The organism is Peribacillus sp. FSL E2-0159 (assembly GCF_038643155.1).
Taxonomy (GTDB): Bacteria; Bacillota; Bacilli; order Bacillales; family DSM-1321; genus Peribacillus; species Peribacillus simplex.
The window spans coordinates 196,686-214,436 of the sequence record NZ_CP152053.1; the positions used below are offsets into that span (position 1 = coordinate 196,686).

Here is a 17,751-nt window from a genome sequence, read left to right on the forward strand (position 1 = left end):
GGGGTCGAATATGAAGAAAATTATTAAAAATGGAACGATTGCAACGGCTGCAGATACGTATCAAGCGGATATATTGATTGAAAATGAGAAGATTGCAATGATTGGCAAGGACCTGCCGGCTGAGGGGGCTGAAATCATTGATGCAAAAGGCGCTTATGTTTTTCCGGGGGGCATTGATCCGCATACCCATCTCGATATGCCGTTTGGCGGGACAACGACAAAGGATGATTATGAAACGGGTACGATTGCTGCTGCATATGGAGGCACGACAACGATCATCGACTTTTGTCTGACCGAAAAAGGGGTGCCGTTAAAGAAAGCAATTGAAACATGGCATGAAAAGGCCAATGAAAAAGCGGCGATAGATTATGGTTTTCATTTAATGATCAGTGAGATTAATGATGATGTATTGGCTGAGTTGCCAAGTATCATCGATAATGAAGGGATTTCTTCCTTTAAAGTGTTCATGGCTTACAAGAATGTTTTTCAAGCTGATGATGCCACGTTATACCGCACTTTGTTGCAAGCAAAGGAACTTGGCGCACTTGTCATGGTTCACGCTGAAAATGGTGATGTCATCGATTATCTTACAAAGCAGGCGCTCGCTGAAGGTAACACCGATCCAATTTACCATGCATTAACAAGGCCTCCGGAACTTGAAGGGGAAGCAACTGGACGGGCAGCTAAACTGACGGAAATGGCAAATGGTCAGCTCTATGTCGTTCATGTCACCTGTGAAGATGCGGTGGAAAAGATCACTGAGGCAAGGAATAAAGGGGTGGATATTTGGGGGGAGACTTGTCCGCAATATTTAGTTCTTGACCAGTCTTATCTTGAAAAGCCCCATTTCGAAGGATCTAAGTATGTGTGGTCACCGCCGTTAAGGGAGAAGAAAAACCAGGAAGTGCTGTGGAATGCTTTGAAAACGGGACAGCTGCAAACGATTGGCTCTGATCAATGCTCTTTTGATTTTAAGGGACAGAAGGAACTTGGACGAGAAGATTTCACGAAAATACCGAACGGCGGTCCAACGATTGAGGACCGCATGAGTATCCTCTTTTCTGAAGGGGTCATGAAAGAGCGTATTACCTTGAATCAATTCGTCGACATGACCTCTACGCGTGCTGCCAAACTATTTGGATTATTCCCGAAGAAAGGGACGATTGCAGTAGGTTCGGATGCTGATATTGTCATTTTTGACCCGAAAGTTGAAAGGGCCATTTCTGTAGATACTCATCACATGGCTGTGGATTATAATGCGTTTGAAGGTATGGAAATTACAGGTGAACCGGTTACCGTTTTATCGAGAGGTCAATTCGTCATTAAAGACAAACAATTTGTAGGCGAAGCAGGAAAAGGGAAATTCTTGAAACGGGCAAAATATAATGCGGCGCTGAAGCCGGATGCCGGGAAAAAGCTTCCAGTCTAACTTCGGTAAGGAATCTTGCAAATTAATTTAGGGGGATTATCTATGAGTGAGAAGAAAGATTATTTAAAGTCTCCCGATTTGCTGCCTATACCTCATAGTGAGAAAAATATAAGTGCAGCCGGATTTGGTTTCATTTGGGTGGGCATGGCTGTAGTATTGGCTGCCTTCGCAATCGGTGGGAACGGTGTTCAAAGTTTATCCTTAGGCTGGGTCGTTCTTGCAACGGTCATTGCCTGTGTGGTTCTCGGCTTTTTGATGACAATGACAGGGGATATTGGTGTTGAACATGGAATATCATTCCCAGTCTATATGAGGGCGCCGTTTGGTACGATTGGCACCCACATCCCTTCGGTTGTACGGGGTTTTGTAGCGTCATGCTGGTTCGGCCTCAACACTTACTTTGGAGCTACTGCAATGAACGCTATCTTCACAACCCTTTTTGACTTTGATAATTGGTTTATCTGCTTCCTCATTTTTGCTGTTTTACAATTAGTCAACACGGCAATGGGAATAAAGTCGATAGAACGATTCGCTGACTTGGCGGCGCCCGTTATCATATTAATTTCTGGCTGGATGTATTTCACTCTATCCGATCAAGCTGTGGACCAAGGAAGAGATGTATGGTCCTGGATTGAAAGTCCGGTCACTGGCGGGGCTGCCGCCACGGCTTTCATGGTCGTCATTATGGCAAATATGGGATTTTGGGGTACGTTGACTGCAGATATGCCCACGCTTTCGCGCTATATAAAGGCACCAAAAAATGAAAAAAATTGGTTCAAGCGCAATAAGGGGCAAATAATTGGGAATATTATCACCTATCCCATCACTCAGACGTTCATGGTGATTATCGGAGCGGTTTCTTATATGGCTGTTTCCAATTATGATCCTGTAGTTGCCATACAGGGATCAGCAAGTGGAATTGCTCTCGGCGTCCTTTTAATCATGATCGTATTTGCTCAATGGTCGACGAATACTACGGCCAATGTAATTCCCGCAGCTACCATTTTCTCCAATGTAATGGGTCCTAAAATGCCATTTTGGGCGGGAGTCGTTGTAGCGGGGGTTATTGGTATAGTAGTTCAGCCATGGAGCCTGTTCGGCATCATAATAGAAGTTTTATTAATAATAGGTGGAATCCTGGCATCCATTGTCGGCATCCTGATAGCGGATTACTATTTCCTCCGTAAACGGAGAGTGAATGTACAAGAACTCTATGAAAGTGAAGGCCAGTATAAATACTTGAATGGAGTGAATTGGGCAGGAATCATTTCTTGGGTGATTGGTGGAATTGGTGCCACGATTTTTTCAAATTATTCGTTTATTATTGGCTTTCTTCTCGGCGGTGCAAGTTATTATATATTAGCTAAATATTGGTGGTTCAAGCAATATGAGCAAGCTGAAATCATTGATCCCAGCGATGAGAAATATTTAGGTATTTCAGTTGGAAGAGATTGGAAAATCGGAAAAGGTCCAGAACTTGAGGAAGAGATTGTTTTTACGACTTCAACCGGCAAGGAGAACGTGTGAAAAAGGGGGAATGGAAATGTCCGAATATCAAGAGTATCGCTTGGAAAGGGAACAAATCGATTTTTTACTTGAAAGAGGATATCGAATCACCCGGGTTTCCGAAAGTTTAAGTGGAGCTTTTCTCGATTTTGAACTGATTGAAGGAACGAAGCAGGAATGGAAGCAATTGAACATCAAAACCCCGGAAGGAAGGAAATACTTCTCTACATTGCTTTTCAAAAAATTGAATTGAAATAGTTATGAACCGGGCCCATTCCTCACGAATGGGTCCTTTTTTCTTGTACCTGTTCGAGTTTTTTGTAGAATTTTGACGTTAGATATTCTAACAAGTGTCTGGAGATTTAAGGATTGTCCGTTTATAATAGATTTTAAAGCAGTTTTATAAAAGGATGTGGATGGATGAATACATCGATTACAATCGAGGAGATTCTAACACGCAAGCATTTTAATCTGACGGATATAATTGCAGGTAGCAGTGGGATAAAGCGTCAAGTGAAGTGGGTCCACTGTATGGAAGTCACCCAAATCAGCCATTTGTTAAATGGAAATGAACTGATTCTGACTACCGGTTTAGGGTGGAAAGATTGCGATGACACATTTCTATCCTACTTAAGACAATTAATTGAATGCGATGCAGCTGGCCTCTGTATAGAGATTGGCGCCAACACCATGGCAGTGCCGCAATGTGCCATTGATCTCGCAAATGAACGGCAATTCCCTATCATCCTATTTCATGAAGAAGTCCCTTTCGTAGAAATCACGCAGGATATTCATTCCCTTATCATAAATAAACAATATCAGATGATCTCCAACTTAGAAAACTACTCCCAGCAGTTAAATAAAAATCTCCTCGAAATTGACCATTATGAACCAATTCTAAAATTTCTCCACAGCTATTTAAATGTACAGGTTATTCTTATCTTTAATGAAAATGATATAGCCAGCATTCCAAAAATAAAGAAAAAAATAACCTATCAAATGGTAGCGGACATATACGAAGAGAAGCGGAAATTGGATAAAACCGTTCTTGGACAGCCGATTCAAGTGCTCGGTGAAAATTATGCGGAACTGCTCATTTGCAGCAACGACAGAGAGTTGACCGATTTTGATTCACTGATCTTGGATCGAACGGCTACCGCATTGGCACAGCATCTATTAAGAGAGTTATATATAGAAGAAAAGAAAATGTCGGAAGAAAGTAAATGGCTTACAAATTGGATTGAAGGTGAATATAGTGACGAGGCAATTCGGGAGAGGCTTTCCTATATTGATCCGAAAATGCAGTTGGATGGCGGAATTGTTTGCATTTGTAAACAACACCAAAAATATAATAAAAGTTCCACAAAATTAGATGGAACCTATTTTAAGATAATGTTTAGAACTGTTTTTGAACAGTACGGCTTTCAGATATTTTCCATGGAAATACATCAGCATCTTGTTTTTATTTTAGGTGATAATCGTTCATCTGAAGATTGGAAATCAAGGGTTTCAAGCGCGGTGGATCGAATCATGAAAATGGATGTAAGCGGGCGTAATCGTATGAGTCTGCTTTCCATTGGGTTTGGAAAGCATGTTCAAAGGTTAAGTGAGATTTATAAAAGTTATGAAACGGCCCGTGAGACTTTGCTGCTTCAGGATACACTACCAGAGGATAACAGAAGCTTCTTTTATCAGGACTTACATATGCATCGCATGATTTCGCTCATAAATAAACATGGTAATCTGGAGGAAACGGTGTACGAATATTTAGGTCCAGTCATTGAATATGACAAGCAAAACAATGGTGAGTTAATGCCTACTCTGAAGACCTATCTTGCTTGTAACGGTTCTAAACAGGAAACATCTAAACAACTATTCATCGTCCGGCAAACGCTATATCATAGGCTTGAAAAATTGGAGAAACTGCTAGGTTCTGATTTTATGCGTTCAGATAAGCGTCTAGGCCTTGAATTCATGATTTTTGCATTGGACTTCTTACAATACAGCAGCAGGAAGATCAGTGGAAAATATGTAGACAAATATATTGGGAGATAAATAATAAGTACGGCTGAAGGGTGTCCCGAGGACATCCTTTTTTGAATGCAAGGAAAGGGAAGCTAATACAAAGTTAATGCTGACATCAAATTGGCCTACATAGCTCCTTGATGTCAGCATCTTTTATTAATATTCATCTTTTTTGGAAAGGCAGCGGTCACATTCCAAGAGGTAGGATTCAGCTTGTTCCATGATATGGGTCCCGCATTCTGAACATTGTTTAGGCGGCAGTGTTCTGAAGAATTCCAATGGGTTTTTAGTTTGCATGATGATTCCTCCTTTATGATTTGGTTTAATCAGTCTTCATGTTTCGAAAGGCAGTGATCACATTCCAAGAGGTAGGATTCAGCTTGTTCCATGATATGGGTCCCGCATTCCGAACATTGTTTAGGCGGCAGTGTCCTGAAGAATTCCAATGGGTTTTTAGTTTGCATGATGATTCCTCCTTTATGATTTGGTTTAATTAGTCTTCGCGTTTGGAAAGGCAGTGGTCACATTCCATTAAGTAGGATTCAGCTTGTTCAGTGATATGGGTTCCGCACTCCGAACATTGTTTAGGCGGCAGTGTCCTGAAGAATTCCAATGGGTTTTTAGTTTGCATGATGATTCCTCCTTTATGATTTGGTTTAATCAGTCTTCGCGTTTGGAAAGGCAGCGGTCACATTCCATTAAGTAGGATTCAGCGTGCTCAATAATATGGTCACCGCACTCGGGGCAATGTTTAGCAGGGATATTGTTAAAAAACTCAATGGATTTTTTCATTTGCATGATATTTCCTCCTTTAATATTAGATATATTTTCCGGTCGCTTTATTCTTCACGTTTGGAAAGGCAGCGGTCGCATTCCATCAGATAGGAATCTGAGAGGTCCACATGTGTTTCACCACATTCCGGGCAATGTTTAAATGAATCGATTATTAATAAATCTGATTGATTTGCTTGCATGTCTCGCTCCTCCTCTTTATAGTACAGTTTTTGGTGTTTGTTTGTTGTTATAATACAGTATATACCCGAATTTGGAAAATGTATAGGTATTTTACAGAAAATTTAAAATTTATTTCGAGGATAGTCTGAAAACCCTATAGGAAAGGGATTTATCATCTGTTTATTTTTGTATTTTTCTTCGCGGCAAGTAGGAAATTGAAGAAATAGTGCTTTTTATAAAAGGGAAAAACAAAGTGGGAGCGAAAGGGACATACGATTTTCAATTAATTGAGATAGGTATTAATGTAACAGATGGGGAACAGGAAAGTTCTGTGATCAATGAATGGCTGTTTCACAGTCCATGTAACATAAAAGAGCTTGTTCTAAAAGGTCAGCAAAATTCAATTGGCAGAGATTATTTGTGAGTTACTGGAAAATTGCTTACAGAAAAGTTGTCCTTGTGGTTTTATTACATCAGTAAAGAGGTAACTTGCTAGTAGAAGTACAATAATGGGAGGTAGCCTATGTTGAAAGCGATGATTATCATCAATCCATCTTCAGGTAAGGAAAAGGCAGGAAAGATTTTGCCGAAAGCGGAAACGACACTTGGTGAAATTTTTGATGAGGTATGCGTTCGTAAAACGGAAGGAGAGGGGGATGCTACGGACTTTGCTAAGGAGGCATGTGCAGAAAAGTTCGATGCTGTCATTTCCATGGGTGGGGATGGAACCGTGAACGAGATAGTGAATGGCATGGGCGAGCAGCGACATCGGCCTATTTTCGGAATCATTCCACTAGGAACCATTAATGATTTCGCGAGATCTTTGGGAATACCCATGAATCCCGATGCAGCCATTGAGATATTAAAGGATATGCATATTAAGGAATCGGACATAGGGAAGATCAATGATCGTTATTTCATGAATGTGTTGGCAGTAGGGGCGATCGCCGAGGCTACCTATAATGTTACCGTTGAACAAAAAACCCGTCTGGGGTCTTTTGCATATTTCATTGAAGGAGCAAAAGCGATCATTAAAAAGACTCCGTTTCCTTTAACGGTTGAACATGATCAGGGAAAGTGGATAGGTGAGGCTCATTTACTAATTGCAACAATGACTAACTCTGTCGGCGGTTTCGAACAACTTGCACCAGAGGCGGAAGTGAATGATGGAAAGCTGCACACATTCATTATTAAGGATTTATCTCTTCCTCTCATCGTTAAGATCATTCCCAGTTTAATCAGGGGGGAGATCAAGGGGCATGATGAAGTTGAATATATTAAAACATCCAAGCTCCATTTAGCCACATCAGAGGAACTTGCAGTCAATATCGATGGCGATGAAGGCATTCTTCTTCCTTTCCAGGCAAATGTACTGCACAAACATCTTCGTCTCTTTGTCCCGGGAACTAAATAAGTTTTTTAATCCCAACTTCTTATGTGGGTTGTCTTTCATCATGTGGGAAAAGCTGATTATGGTTAGCCAATCGGCTTTTTTCTGTTTTATGCGGTTACCCAAGTTTGTTGATGGAGTAGATTTTGTAAACATCCAATCACCTCGATCTTCATGATGGTTCATCGCGTACAACGCAAGCTCCTTTGCTTTTATAAAAGGTATCATTATTCAGGAGGATTCTAGGTTAGAATAGTTAATGCATGAATGAATGGGTATAAATATGTTACGCTTATAGTTATGAAAATAGATGAGAGAGGAAGTTTGATGTTTGTATGGAGTTTTTTCTTGTTATATTAGCCCTTCTTATATTGATTGGAGTGTCTAATGTAATTAACCATTTTATACCCTTTATACCTGTACCATTAATACAAATAGCACTGGGTGTCATATTGGCACTTTTACCCCTGGGTATACATGTTGAGATGGAGACGGAACTATTTTTGCTGTTATTCATCGCGCCCCTATTATTCAATGATGGCAAAAATGTACCCCGAACAGCACTATGGAAGTTGAGAGCACCCATTCTAATGCTTGCACTAGGCCTGGTATTCATAACGGTTTGGGCAGGCGGCTATTTAATTAATTGGATGATCCCTTCGATACCATTGCCGGCAGCGTTCGCTTTAGCGGCCATTTTGTCACCTACGGATGTTGTGGCAGTAAGCGCTTTGGCGAGTCGGGTCAAGTTACCAAAGAGCATCATGCACCTTCTCGAAGGAGAAGGGTTAATGAATGATGCCTCAGGTTTAGTTGCCTTTAAGTTTGCCGTTGCAGCTACAGTCACTGGTGTTTTCTCCTTAGTCGACGCAACCTTCAGTTTCATATGGATTGCAATTGGTGGGTTTGTAGGTGGAGCAATACTTGCTTTCATCATTATCAGGCTTCGTTTATTTCTTCGCCGTTTAGGGATGGAAGACGTCACGATGCATATGCTGATCCAAATCCTAACTCCTTTTATTATTTTCCTCGCTGTGGAACATTTCCACCTTTCTGGGATTTTAGCGGTCGTGGCCGGGGGAATCGTCCATGCCATTGAACGAGATCGGGAAATATCACCAACTGTAGAACTTCAAGTCGTTTCAAAGAGTACATGGTCCGTCATTTTATATGTATTGAATGGTCTTGTATTCGTTTTGCTTGGCTTGCAAATCCCAAGCGTTGCGAAAACTATCTTTCAAGATCCAGCCTTCAATAATGGACAAGTGATTCTATATATCGTGATCATTACACTTTTCCTCTTCGCTTTACGATTCATTTGGCTTACGGCTGCCTGGTCGATTGGTTGGATGACGAGAAAAGCAGGCGCCCAAAAACCTGACTTCAAAGCGGCTGGAATCATTACCATTTCCGGTGTTCGGGGAGCTGTAACGTTAGCGGGTTCGTTCTCGATTCCGTATGTGTTAGCAGATGGAAGTCCTTTTCCTGAGCGTTCGTTAATCATCTTCATTGCAGCAGGTGTCATATTGCTTACCTTGATTGTTGCGAGTGTATTTCTGCCAATCGTGGCACGGTCAGAAGAAGAGGAAGTGGTGGACAATCAGGCTGATAAAACGAAAGCTGCTGCTATTCACTCCCATCAAGCGGCCATTCGGGTGATTGAGTCCCAAATGACAGATGAAAACCGGGAAGCGGCTTTATCAATCATTTCTAGGTACTGTACCAAGATCAATGAATTGTCCTATGTTGAACAGGAGAAAGAACCGGCTGCATTAAGGGAAGAAGAGAAGGTCCTTCGCTTTAAGGCCCTTGAAGCAGAGCAAAGATTCCTGGATAAACTTATTAAGGATGAAAAAGTGGACCGGGAAACGGCGTATATATGCAAGGAATACATCCAGCGTATGGAAGGTGCCGTAACAAATCGAATGAAGTTCCGTTTTTTTAGGTCAGTAACGCTTTTCAGAAGAAGTATGCTGAGGGTTTTAAAATTATTTTTCCCTAATAAAAGAGAAATAAGAAAAATCAATCTTGAGAGATTGGAAAAGGTCAGGGACCTTAAAATAAGGATGTATAAAGCTGCCATCCAAGAGATACAAGCTGGAATTATACCTGATAATCATGAGACATCCTCGATGATCATAGAAGAGTATAAAGTGTTGATTTTAAAATGCAAACGTGAAAATAGAGGCCGTACCCCTAGTAAAATGGTCGAATATGAAAGAGAGCTTTTCTATAAAGCGATCCAGGCAGAACGGGATGAGGTGCAGGATATGTTTGAAAAACGACAAATTTCCCGTGATGTTGCCAACATACTTCGCCAGCAAATCAATTTACGAGAAGCACTAACAATCAATGAAAATACACATTGATAACTTAAGGAGCACTGCCGATATATTCGGCAGTGCTCCTTTCGGTTTGTGAAGGGAATATCGGGCGGGGCATCGAATCATTAATGTATCCAATAATTGATGAAAGAGGGTGTGCTAATGAAACAGGACAAGGAAATCGAGACCACCACCTTAACGCCTTATTTACCGGAACATCTTCACGGGCTTTCCCAGTTTTATTTACCGGATACACAAACCCCTTTTTCTGCTCTGCCCGAAGAGTCACTGAAATATTGCCGGGAAGATTGCGAAAGGCATCCTATCGTTATATTGGCTGAGGGTATCCCAGTTGGCTTTTTCGTTTTACACATTGGCGAGAACATCACCCTTTTCACCAACGATAAAAAGGCGATATTACTCCGTGGATTTCTTGTTGATCAAAAGCATCAAGGTAAAGGGATTGCGAAGAAAGCCTTGCAAATCCTTCCGGAATTCGCAAAAGGGATTTTCCCAAACAAGGATTCGATCATTCTGGCAGTGGACGTCATGAACGTGATTGCAAAAACGCTTTATGCGAAATTGGGATATCAGGATACAGGGATTAGGAAGGAAGGCAGAAGCGGGTTGATGGAGATAATGGAATATAGATTAGATATGATGAACAAGGATATGGAATAAGGAACGAAATAACAAATTCTATATGATGGCATGTGGACTTTTCGAATGAGGAAGGGTTTTTTTTGTCCAATTTGTTACAGGCTTCATTATGAAACCAATGATTTAGAAGGGCCGCTTTTAATAATGCCGCTGCCTTATGGTACACTTTACTTAATGTAAAATTCGTTAATCGAGGTGTAGTCCTAATGAAAACAGTCGTAGTCGTAGGTGGAGGCATTACCGGTTTATCAACCATGTATTATTTACAAAAAACAGTTAAAGCGAGGAGTCTCTCCATACGATTGATATTAATAGAAGGAAATGAGGAACTAGGCGGTAAAATAAGGACTGTGCACGACGGTCCTTTTAAAATTGAAGCGGGTGCCGATTCGATTGTCGCCAGAAAACAAAATATAAAGCCATTTCTTAAGGAATTGAACCTAGAGGAACAAGTTGTCTATAATGCCACGGGAAAATCATTTATCCATACAGATGGGATGCTAAAGGGAATCCCCGAAGATGCCCTATTCGGAATACCGATGAGCCTGGAATCGCTGGCGAAAAGTGATCTGGTTTCCGCCCAAGGGAAGGTTGACGCCTTAAAGGATTTCTATACAAAAAATGAGACGTTTACGAAGAATGACTCAATCGGTTTATTTCTTGAAAGCTTCTTAGGTAAGGAATTGGTGCAAAAGCAGATATCGCCTGTCCTATCGGGTGTTTACTCAGGAAAATTAAATGAATTGACGATTGCCAAAACGCTGCCAGAGATGCTGGATTATAAAAATGAATATGGAAGTATAATACGCGGTCTATCAGAGAATAAGCAGAAATACCAAAGCAAAGGAAATAAGAAGTTCCTTTCGTTTAAAAATGGATTATCAGCATTGGTGGAACGAATTGAGGAAAGCCTCGATATGGTGGAGATTTTAAAAGGGGTCAGTGTAAATGAAATTGGAAGAAATGATGAGGGGTATATCATTTCATTGGCAAACGGTGAAACTCTGGAAACGGACTTTATCGTATTGAGTACACCGCATACTGTTGCCCAGAAACTATTGGGTGATCGGGAGTTGGATGAGGACTTCGACGGCTTGATCAATAGTTCGATGATTAGCGTTTATCTTGGATTCGATATCCCTGACAGTATGCTTCCCAAAGACGGGACAGGTTTCATTGCAGGTGATAATAGTGATTTGGTCTGCAATGCATGTACCTGGACAAGCCGGAAATGGGAGCATACTTCTGAAAACAGTCAGCTTTTGGTAAGGCTTTTTTATAAAAGCTCAAGTCCGGACTATGAACGATTACGGTCCCTTACAAACCAGGAATTGATCAAGGTGGCTTTACGCGATATCAAGAACAGTCTAAGCATTTCCGGGATTCCAATTACGAGTGAAGTAACGAATTGGCATGAAAATATGCCGAACTACCATATTAAACATCCTCAAATCGTTCAATCACTGGAGGCGAAAATCTCCGAGAATTATCCGAATGTTTTACTTGCGGGCTGTTCATATAATGGTGTCGGAATCCCGGACTGTATTGCTGATGGAGAAAAGAAAGCGCAAGAAATATGTCTGAAGTTGTAAAAGGGGGACTGCCAGGTGGCAGCCCTTTTTTAGCATGACTGGAAATTCCGTTTGAAGTTTCCGGCATTTCCTGTATAATGATATTCGTAAAATTAAACTGAAAGTTTACTTATATAAAACTTTATTTACTGTGGGTTTACTATAAGTAAACCGATTGAGGGTAATGGGATGCAAATTGGGAAAAAAATAAAGAACCTTCGCTTGAAAAAAGGATTGACCCAGGAAGAATTGGGGGAAAGAACGGATTTAAGCAAAGGATATATTTCACAGTTGGAAAGGGATCTTAGTTCCCCTTCAATTGAAACTCTTTTTAATATTTTAGAAGTACTCGGCTGCAAGCCGAAGCAGTTCTTCGATGAAGAGGATCAGGTCCAAAAAGTGGTGTATGAAGAAGAAGCACAAACATTTTTCATCGATGAAGAACGCGGGTATCAAATCCAGTGGCTCGTGCCTGAGTCGAATGAGAAGGAAATGGAACCTATTCGACTGACTCTCCAGGAAAAAGGGGAGTTCAAACAATTTGAACCATCCCTGTCGGAAACATTCGGTTATGTATTAAGCGGAAGAGTCATTGTAAAGCTTGGTACACATACGTATTACGTCAAGGCAGGGGAATCGATTTATTTTCATGCTTCAGATGAACATCAAATCATCAATGATTTTGAAGGTCAGTCGGAGTTAATACTCGTGGTGACGGAATCATACTTATAGTATTCAAAACAAATGCAATCGTTGAAGATTGATGAGTAAGGTAATGGAGAGAGGGAAGAAGCTATGGCAAACGGGAATATAATACGCTTCGATCAGGTTACGAAGCAATTTGATGATGAAACGGTAGTTCTCGATAATGTTAGTTTTGAAATCGAGAGAGGGAAGTTCTATACGCTCTTGGGTCCTTCCGGATGTGGGAAGACCACCATCCTTCGCTTGATTGCCGGGTTTACGGAAGCCTCCAAAGGTGATATTTACTTTGAAGGAAAAAAGATCAATGATGTGCCAGCCAATAAAAGGCAAGTGAATACGGTATTTCAAGATTATGCACTTTTTCCGCATTTAAATGTGTTTGAAAATGTAGCATTTGGTCTTCGGATCAAAAAAATGAAGAATTCGGAAGTGGAAATCAAAGTGAAGGAAGCCCTCAGCTTTGTTAACTTGGAGGGTTATGAAAAACGGGAAATCAGGGAAATGTCCGGCGGTCAGCGGCAACGGGTAGCGATTGCCAGGGCGATTGTTAATGAACCTGAAGTCATCCTTCTGGATGAACCGCTATCTGCCCTCGATTTGAAATTACGTACAGAAATGCAATATGAATTGCGGGAGTTGCAACAGAGGCTTGGAATCACGTTTATCTTCGTCACTCATGACCAAGAGGAAGCATTAGCGATGTCAGATGAGATTTTTGTCCTTAACAAAGGGAAAATTCAGCAAAGTGGGACCCCTACGGATATTTATGATGAACCGCTGAATCGGTTCGTTGCCGATTTCATCGGTGAGTCTAATATTGTAAAAGGGAAAATGATTGAAGATTACCGCGTGGAATTCGTCGGCAGACAGTTCGAATGTGTCGACCAAGGATTGAACAGTAATGAAGCTGTCGATATTGTCATCCGCCCGGAAGATTTAGAGATTACTTCCGTCGATCGCGGAAAACTCCAAGTTCGGGTGGACTCCCAGCTATTTCGCGGTGTTCATTATGAAATCAGCTGTTATGACCATGATGGAAATGAATGGCTTGTCCAATCAACGAAAAAAGTGGCAGTAGGAGATGAAATAGGTCTTTATTTCGATCCAGAATCGATTCATGTCATGCGATTGGGTGAAACTGAAGAAGAATTCGATAAGCGTCTGGAAGCGTATCATGATGGGGAAAGTCATGAAGAATAAAATATCCCGGAACATTTACTTCATACCCTATGTCTTATGGATCGCTTTATTCGTGATCGCACCCATTTTGTTAATCCTTTACTATTCCTTCTTTGACATTGAAGGCAATCTATCTTTGATTAACTATCAAAAGTTCTTTACGCCAGTATACTTAAAAATGACTTTAAGCTCATTTTGGTATGCTTTCCTGATTACGGGAATATCCCTTTTAGTCGCTTACCCGACCGCATATTTGTTAACGAAAACCAAGCATAAGCAGTTGTGGCTTTTGCTGATTATCGTCCCTTCCTGGATCAATTTACTTTTGAAGGCTTATGCCTTCATTGGTATTTTTGGCACGTATGGTGTGGCAAATGGTTTTCTAGAGGCTGTAGGAATCGGAAAGCAGCAGATTCTCTTTACGGATTTCAGCTTCATATTCGTTTCGGTTTATATTTTCATCCCGTTTATGATCTTACCGATATTCAATGCGCTTGATAAAATGAATCCAACCCTTTTGGATGCGGCCAATGACTTGGGAGCGTCCCGATGGATGACATTCCGCCGTGTCATTTTTCCATTGACATTAGATGGTGTAAAGACAGGATGCCAGGTAGTCTTCATCCCGGCACTTTCATTGTTCATGCTTACAAGACTGATTGCCGGTAACCGCGTGATTACGCTTGGTACGGCTATCGAGCAGCACTTCCTTGTGACACAGGATTGGGGAATGGGTTCCACAATCGCGGTATTCTTGATTATTATAATGTTCCTGATTATGTTTGTAACGGGTAACCGAAAGCAGGGTGTGTAAATTGGGCAATAAATTATCACCAATATCAAAAGCGTTTCTCGTTTTGATTTTTCTCATACTCTATGCACCGATTTTCTTTTTAGTCTTTTACTCTTTTAACAGCGGTGGAACGATGTATGACTTTAAAGGGTTCACGATGGAGTGGTACAAGGAGCTATTCCAAGATACAAGGCTGTTGATCATTGTATTGAATACACTTGTGATTGCTTTATTATCTGCACTGATCGCAACGATCATAGGGGTGATAGGGGCGATTGGAATTCGGTCCTTTACGAGCAGTAAAGCTAAGAATACAGTATTGTCATTGAATAATGTATTGATTGTCAGTCCCGATGTGATCATCGGTGCTTCCTTCCTGATTTTATTCACAATGGCCGGGATCAAGCTTGGATTCTACTCTGTACTGTTGTCGCATATCGCCTTCAGTATCCCGATCGTTGTTCTGCTGGTCCTTCCGAAACTTCAGGAAATGAGCCCTACTTTAATTGATGCGGCCCGAGATTTAGGGGCAAGCCGGTGGGATGTATTGACAAAGGTCATCCTTCCATACATCTTACCAGGTATCTTTGCTGGTTTTTTTATGGCATTGACTTATTCACTTGATGATTTTGCGGTTACGTTCTTTGTGACCGGTAATGGCTTCTCCACTCTTTCTGTGGAAATCTATTCCTTGGCCCGCCGTGGTATTTCATTGAATATCAATGCACTATCGACACTGCTGTTCGTCGTGACACTGCTGTTGGTTGTCGTATATTACTTTATAACTCAACGTGTAAGGCAAACGGGAATGGGGGGGAAACGATGAAAAGGCTTGTCCAAATGTTTTTAATCATTTCCCTCGTATCCGCTTTTCTGCTATATGCGATTTCAAGATTGAATTCATCGCAGGGGTTTACGAGCAGCAATACGCTTACCATCTATAATTGGGGCGATTACATCGATACGGATCTAATCGAACGTTTTGAAGAAGAAACAGGTATAAAGGTCATTTATGAGACGTTCGATTCGAATGAGGCAATGATGACTAAAATCGAACAGGGCGGTACGACTTATGATATTGCCATTCCGTCTGAGTATATGATCGATAAGATGAGGCAAGAAGACTTGTTGGTTCCCTTGGATCATTCCAAGCTTCCGAATTTGAAAAATATCGATGAGCGATTCATCGATCTGCCATTCGATCCGGAGAATAAATATTCCGTGCCATATTTCTGGGGAACGGTTGGAATTGTTTACAATTCCAAGATGCTCGGTGGCAAAGAAATAACGGCCTGGGCGGATTTATGGGATAAAGATTTAAAAAATGAAATCCTATTGACGGATGGGGCTAGAGAAGTGATGGGCATGGGTCTGAACTCTTTGAATTATTCATTGAATGATATAGATGAAGAACACCTTCAAGAGGCAAAATCCAAACTTGATGCACTCACTCCGAATATTAAAGCAATAGTAGGAGATGAAAGCCGCATGCTATTGGAAGCCCAGGAAGCGGCGATTGGCCTTGTTTGGTCGGGAGTTGCTTCTGAAATCATGGCTGAAAATGAAGATCTCGAATACGTTGTTCCAAAAGAGGGGTCCAATTTGTGGTTTGATAATATGGTCATCCCGAAAACAACCAAAAATGTCGATGCGGCTCACCAGTTCATCAACTTCATGCTTGACCCGAAAGTTGCGGCACAGAATGCCGAATATGTAAGTTACTCGACACCTAATAAAGAAGCACTGAAATATATGCCTGAAGAAGTGGTGAAGGATGAACGTTTCTATCCATCACCGGAACTGACAAAGAAACTGGAAGTGTACGAAAACCTTGGGAAGAAAAACTTGGCCCATTACAACGAACTCTTCCTTGAATTCAAGATGCATCGTAAATAACACTATAAAAAAAGCATGGTGTAGGAATTCCCTCCGTACACCATGCTTTTTTCGTTTCTGTGTTTTTGGCACTCAGTTACCTAAATATCAAAAGACGATATAACGGTATAACTTCGTTTTTTTGAAATGATCAACAAAAATCTCAATGTAAATTGGTCGCAGAATGAAATACTCTAAAATATCTGTAGGGATATAAGTATGTTAGTATAATGATGGGGTTAGTACATATTGAAGGTTGAAGTAAAATCTTAAGGATTAATTAATATTTCCAAGCTATCATAATAGAAAAATTAAGGGAGAGTATTCATGAAACTTTTAAGAAGCACGAAAGCATATATTTGGGCAGGGAGCATTTTAATCATTGCCGGGATCATGGCATTTGCGATGATTTCGTCCACGGATAAGACAATGGCCAGTATCGATGGCGAGAAAATCAATAAGGATGAGCTGTATGACGCACTTATTGCGGGATACGGAGCAGATACGTTAGACCTGTTAATTACGAATAAATTGGTTGAATTGGAAGCGGAAAAAGCAGGAATCAAAATTAAGGATGAAGAAATACAGAAAGAAATCGATACCATGGTAGAGTCCTATGGTGATGAAAAGTCGTTAAAAGAGCAATTGGAAGCAAGCGGTTCTTCCATGGAAGCCTTAAAAAAGGACATCGTGGTTTATCTGCAAACGAAAAAACTGGTCGAACCGAGAATAACCGTGACGGACGATGAAATCAGTACGTATTTTGAAGATAACAAAGATACATTTGCTCAAGCTGAACAAGTGGAAGCTAGTCATATTTTAGTCGAGGACGAAAAAACGGCTAAAAAAGTTGCGAAGGAAATCGCAGAAGGCGGTGATTTCGCTAAATTGGCAGCTGAATATTCCACTGATACTGAAACGGCGGATAACGGTGGAAGCCTAGGGTATTTTGGGAAAGGTGATATGGTGGAAGAGTTTGAAGATGTTGCCTTTGATCTTGATATAAATAAAGTCAGTGATCCAGTCAAATCCGATTATGGGTACCATATCATAAAAGTAACCGGTAAGAAGGAAGCAAAAAAAGCTAATTTAGAAGACAGTAAAGATGTAATTAAAGAAACGCTTCTTTCTGAGAGATTACAAGAGGAATATCCCGTTTGGTTAGCTGAAGTGAAAAAAGAGCATGAGATAACGAATAAATTAGAGAGTTCTAACTAAGGTTATCAAGTGAAGTGATATATGAAAAAACAAAAGGGTTCCGGAAAATGTAACTTTCATCAAATGATGTTCCCGAACCAATTGACCCACAGTTTGTAGACTTCTATCTAAATGTTACAACA

The 17,751-nt window shown here is 40.8% G+C and carries 20 protein-coding genes; 15 read left to right on the forward strand and 5 right to left on the reverse strand.

The window, feature by feature from the left end; genetic code table 11:
* Positions 1-10: 10 nt before the first annotated feature.
* The 4 genes from hydA to NYE63_RS01125 all read left to right on the forward strand — a co-directional run bounded on the left by hydA (position 11) and on the right by NYE63_RS01125 (position 4,990).
* Entirely contained in the window at positions 11-1,429 is a 1,419-nt protein-coding gene (hydA, locus tag NYE63_RS01110) for a dihydropyrimidinase (protein WP_342603763.1), read from the forward strand.
* Between the two features lie 42 nt (positions 1,430-1,471).
* Positions 1,472-2,956 (forward strand): NCS1 family transporter, encoded by a 1,485-nt coding sequence (locus NYE63_RS01115; protein ID WP_342603764.1) that lies wholly within the window; start codon positions 1,472-1,474, stop codon positions 2,954-2,956.
* Positions 2,957-2,972: 16 nt separating this feature from the next.
* A complete protein-coding gene (locus NYE63_RS01120; protein ID WP_063236190.1) occupies positions 2,973-3,188 on the forward strand; it encodes a hypothetical protein in 216 nt (71 codons plus the stop codon).
* Between the two features lie 167 nt (positions 3,189-3,355).
* Positions 3,356-4,990, forward strand: a complete 1,635-nt coding sequence (locus tag NYE63_RS01125) for a PucR family transcriptional regulator ligand-binding domain-containing protein (protein ID WP_342603765.1) — start codon at positions 3,356-3,358, stop codon at positions 4,988-4,990.
* A 126-nt stretch (positions 4,991-5,116) separates the two neighbouring features.
* Here NYE63_RS01125 and yhfH (NYE63_RS01130) read toward each other — a convergent pair whose 3' ends face one another.
* From yhfH (NYE63_RS01130) to yhfH (NYE63_RS01150), 5 genes are read right to left on the reverse strand one after another with little or no spacing between them, the layout of a single operon-like run.
* Positions 5,117-5,257 carry a protein YhfH gene (gene yhfH, locus NYE63_RS01130; protein WP_342603766.1) on the reverse strand — a complete coding sequence of 47 codons (141 nt, stop codon included), beginning with the start codon at positions 5,255-5,257 and terminating at the stop codon, positions 5,117-5,119.
* Positions 5,258-5,286: 29 nt separating this feature from the next.
* The gene (yhfH, locus tag NYE63_RS01135) at positions 5,287-5,424 is read right to left on the reverse strand and encodes a protein YhfH (protein WP_342603767.1); all 138 of its coding nucleotides are present in this window, start codon (positions 5,422-5,424) and stop codon (positions 5,287-5,289) included.
* A gap of 29 nt (positions 5,425-5,453) precedes the next feature.
* Positions 5,454-5,591, reverse strand: a complete 138-nt coding sequence (yhfH, locus tag NYE63_RS01140; RefSeq protein ID WP_328119179.1) for a protein YhfH — start codon at positions 5,589-5,591, stop codon at positions 5,454-5,456.
* A 29-nt stretch (positions 5,592-5,620) separates the two neighbouring features.
* Complete coding sequence (yhfH, locus tag NYE63_RS01145) at positions 5,621-5,758, reverse strand: protein YhfH (protein ID WP_098372156.1); 138 nt, start codon at positions 5,756-5,758, stop codon at positions 5,621-5,623.
* A gap of 41 nt (positions 5,759-5,799) precedes the next feature.
* A complete protein-coding gene (gene yhfH / locus NYE63_RS01150; protein WP_342603768.1) occupies positions 5,800-5,934 on the reverse strand; it encodes a protein YhfH in 135 nt (44 codons plus the stop codon).
* A gap of 206 nt (positions 5,935-6,140) precedes the next feature.
* On the opposite strand from yhfH (NYE63_RS01150), the gene NYE63_RS01155 reads away from it, so the two are divergent.
* The 11 genes from NYE63_RS01155 (at position 6,141) to NYE63_RS01205 (ending at position 17,629) form a co-directional block, all read left to right on the forward strand.
* Entirely contained in the window at positions 6,141-6,338 is a 198-nt protein-coding gene (locus NYE63_RS01155) for a hypothetical protein (protein ID WP_342603769.1), read from the forward strand.
* 99 nt (positions 6,339-6,437) lie between these two features.
* Positions 6,438-7,328: a diacylglycerol kinase family protein gene (locus NYE63_RS01160; protein WP_342603770.1), complete on the forward strand. Its 891-nt coding sequence runs from the start codon at positions 6,438-6,440 to the stop codon at positions 7,326-7,328.
* Positions 7,329-7,639: 311 nt separating this feature from the next.
* Positions 7,640-9,673 carry a Na+/H+ antiporter gene (locus tag NYE63_RS01165; protein WP_342603771.1) on the forward strand — a complete coding sequence of 678 codons (2,034 nt, stop codon included), beginning with the start codon at positions 7,640-7,642 and terminating at the stop codon, positions 9,671-9,673.
* 117 nt (positions 9,674-9,790) lie between these two features.
* Positions 9,791-10,309: a GNAT family N-acetyltransferase gene (locus NYE63_RS01170; RefSeq protein ID WP_342603772.1), complete on the forward strand. Its 519-nt coding sequence runs from the start codon at positions 9,791-9,793 to the stop codon at positions 10,307-10,309.
* Between the two features lie 185 nt (positions 10,310-10,494).
* Positions 10,495-11,880: a protoporphyrinogen oxidase gene (locus NYE63_RS01175; RefSeq protein ID WP_342603773.1), complete on the forward strand. Its 1,386-nt coding sequence runs from the start codon at positions 10,495-10,497 to the stop codon at positions 11,878-11,880.
* 168 nt (positions 11,881-12,048) lie between these two features.
* Positions 12,049-12,591, forward strand: coding sequence for an XRE family transcriptional regulator (locus NYE63_RS01180; RefSeq protein WP_342603774.1), 543 nt, complete (start codon positions 12,049-12,051; stop codon positions 12,589-12,591).
* 63 nt (positions 12,592-12,654) lie between these two features.
* The gene (locus tag NYE63_RS01185; RefSeq protein WP_230301996.1) at positions 12,655-13,764 is read left to right on the forward strand and encodes an ABC transporter ATP-binding protein; all 1,110 of its coding nucleotides are present in this window, start codon (positions 12,655-12,657) and stop codon (positions 13,762-13,764) included.
* Complete coding sequence (locus tag NYE63_RS01190) at positions 13,754-14,557, forward strand: ABC transporter permease (protein ID WP_063236153.1); 804 nt, start codon at positions 13,754-13,756, stop codon at positions 14,555-14,557. Before NYE63_RS01185 ends, NYE63_RS01190 begins: the two co-directional genes overlap by 11 nt.
* A gap of 1 nt (position 14,558) precedes the next feature.
* Positions 14,559-15,362 (forward strand): ABC transporter permease, encoded by an 804-nt coding sequence (locus NYE63_RS01195; protein ID WP_034304873.1) that lies wholly within the window; start codon positions 14,559-14,561, stop codon positions 15,360-15,362.
* Positions 15,359-16,432 carry an ABC transporter substrate-binding protein gene (locus NYE63_RS01200; protein WP_342603775.1) on the forward strand — a complete coding sequence of 358 codons (1,074 nt, stop codon included), beginning with the start codon at positions 15,359-15,361 and terminating at the stop codon, positions 16,430-16,432. Before NYE63_RS01195 ends, NYE63_RS01200 begins: the two co-directional genes overlap by 4 nt.
* 306 nt (positions 16,433-16,738) lie before the next feature.
* Positions 16,739-17,629 (forward strand): peptidylprolyl isomerase, encoded by an 891-nt coding sequence (locus NYE63_RS01205; RefSeq protein WP_342603776.1) that lies wholly within the window; start codon positions 16,739-16,741, stop codon positions 17,627-17,629.
* Positions 17,630-17,751: the final 122 nt, after the last annotated feature.

Excerpts from the sequence above, each read along its gene's own strand:
- NYE63_RS01180 (WP_342603774.1), top strand. The coding sequence starts at position 12,049 with ATGCAAATTGGGAAAAAAATAAAGAACCTTCGCTTGAAAAAAGGATTG.
- yhfH (WP_342603766.1), bottom strand. The coding sequence starts at position 5,257 with ATGCAAACTAAAAACCCATTGGAATTCTTCAGAACACTGCCGCCTAAA.
- NYE63_RS01175 (WP_342603773.1), top strand. The coding sequence starts at position 10,495 with ATGAAAACAGTCGTAGTCGTAGGTGGAGGCATTACCGGTTTATCAACC.
- NYE63_RS01125 (WP_342603765.1), top strand. The coding sequence starts at position 3,356 with ATGAATACATCGATTACAATCGAGGAGATTCTAACACGCAAGCATTTT.
- NYE63_RS01185 (WP_230301996.1), top strand. The coding sequence starts at position 12,655 with ATGGCAAACGGGAATATAATACGCTTCGATCAGGTTACGAAGCAATTT.
- yhfH (WP_328119179.1), bottom strand. The coding sequence starts at position 5,591 with ATGCAAACTAAAAACCCATTGGAATTCTTCAGGACACTGCCGCCTAAA.
- hydA (WP_342603763.1), top strand. The coding sequence starts at position 11 with ATGAAGAAAATTATTAAAAATGGAACGATTGCAACGGCTGCAGATACG.
- NYE63_RS01200 (WP_342603775.1), top strand. The coding sequence starts at position 15,359 with ATGAAAAGGCTTGTCCAAATGTTTTTAATCATTTCCCTCGTATCCGCT.
- yhfH (WP_098372156.1), bottom strand. The coding sequence starts at position 5,758 with ATGCAAATGAAAAAATCCATTGAGTTTTTTAACAATATCCCTGCTAAA.
- yhfH (WP_342603767.1), bottom strand. The coding sequence starts at position 5,424 with ATGCAAACTAAAAACCCATTGGAATTCTTCAGGACACTGCCGCCTAAA.
- NYE63_RS01115 (WP_342603764.1), top strand. The coding sequence starts at position 1,472 with ATGAGTGAGAAGAAAGATTATTTAAAGTCTCCCGATTTGCTGCCTATA.
- NYE63_RS01165 (WP_342603771.1), top strand. The coding sequence starts at position 7,640 with ATGGAGTTTTTTCTTGTTATATTAGCCCTTCTTATATTGATTGGAGTG.
- yhfH (WP_342603768.1), bottom strand. The coding sequence starts at position 5,934 with ATGCAAGCAAATCAATCAGATTTATTAATAATCGATTCATTTAAACAT.
- NYE63_RS01205 (WP_342603776.1), top strand. The coding sequence starts at position 16,739 with ATGAAACTTTTAAGAAGCACGAAAGCATATATTTGGGCAGGGAGCATT.
- NYE63_RS01170 (WP_342603772.1), top strand. The coding sequence starts at position 9,791 with ATGAAACAGGACAAGGAAATCGAGACCACCACCTTAACGCCTTATTTA.
- NYE63_RS01160 (WP_342603770.1), top strand. The coding sequence starts at position 6,438 with ATGTTGAAAGCGATGATTATCATCAATCCATCTTCAGGTAAGGAAAAG.
- NYE63_RS01120 (WP_063236190.1), top strand. The coding sequence starts at position 2,973 with ATGTCCGAATATCAAGAGTATCGCTTGGAAAGGGAACAAATCGATTTT.
- NYE63_RS01190 (WP_063236153.1), top strand. The coding sequence starts at position 13,754 with ATGAAGAATAAAATATCCCGGAACATTTACTTCATACCCTATGTCTTA.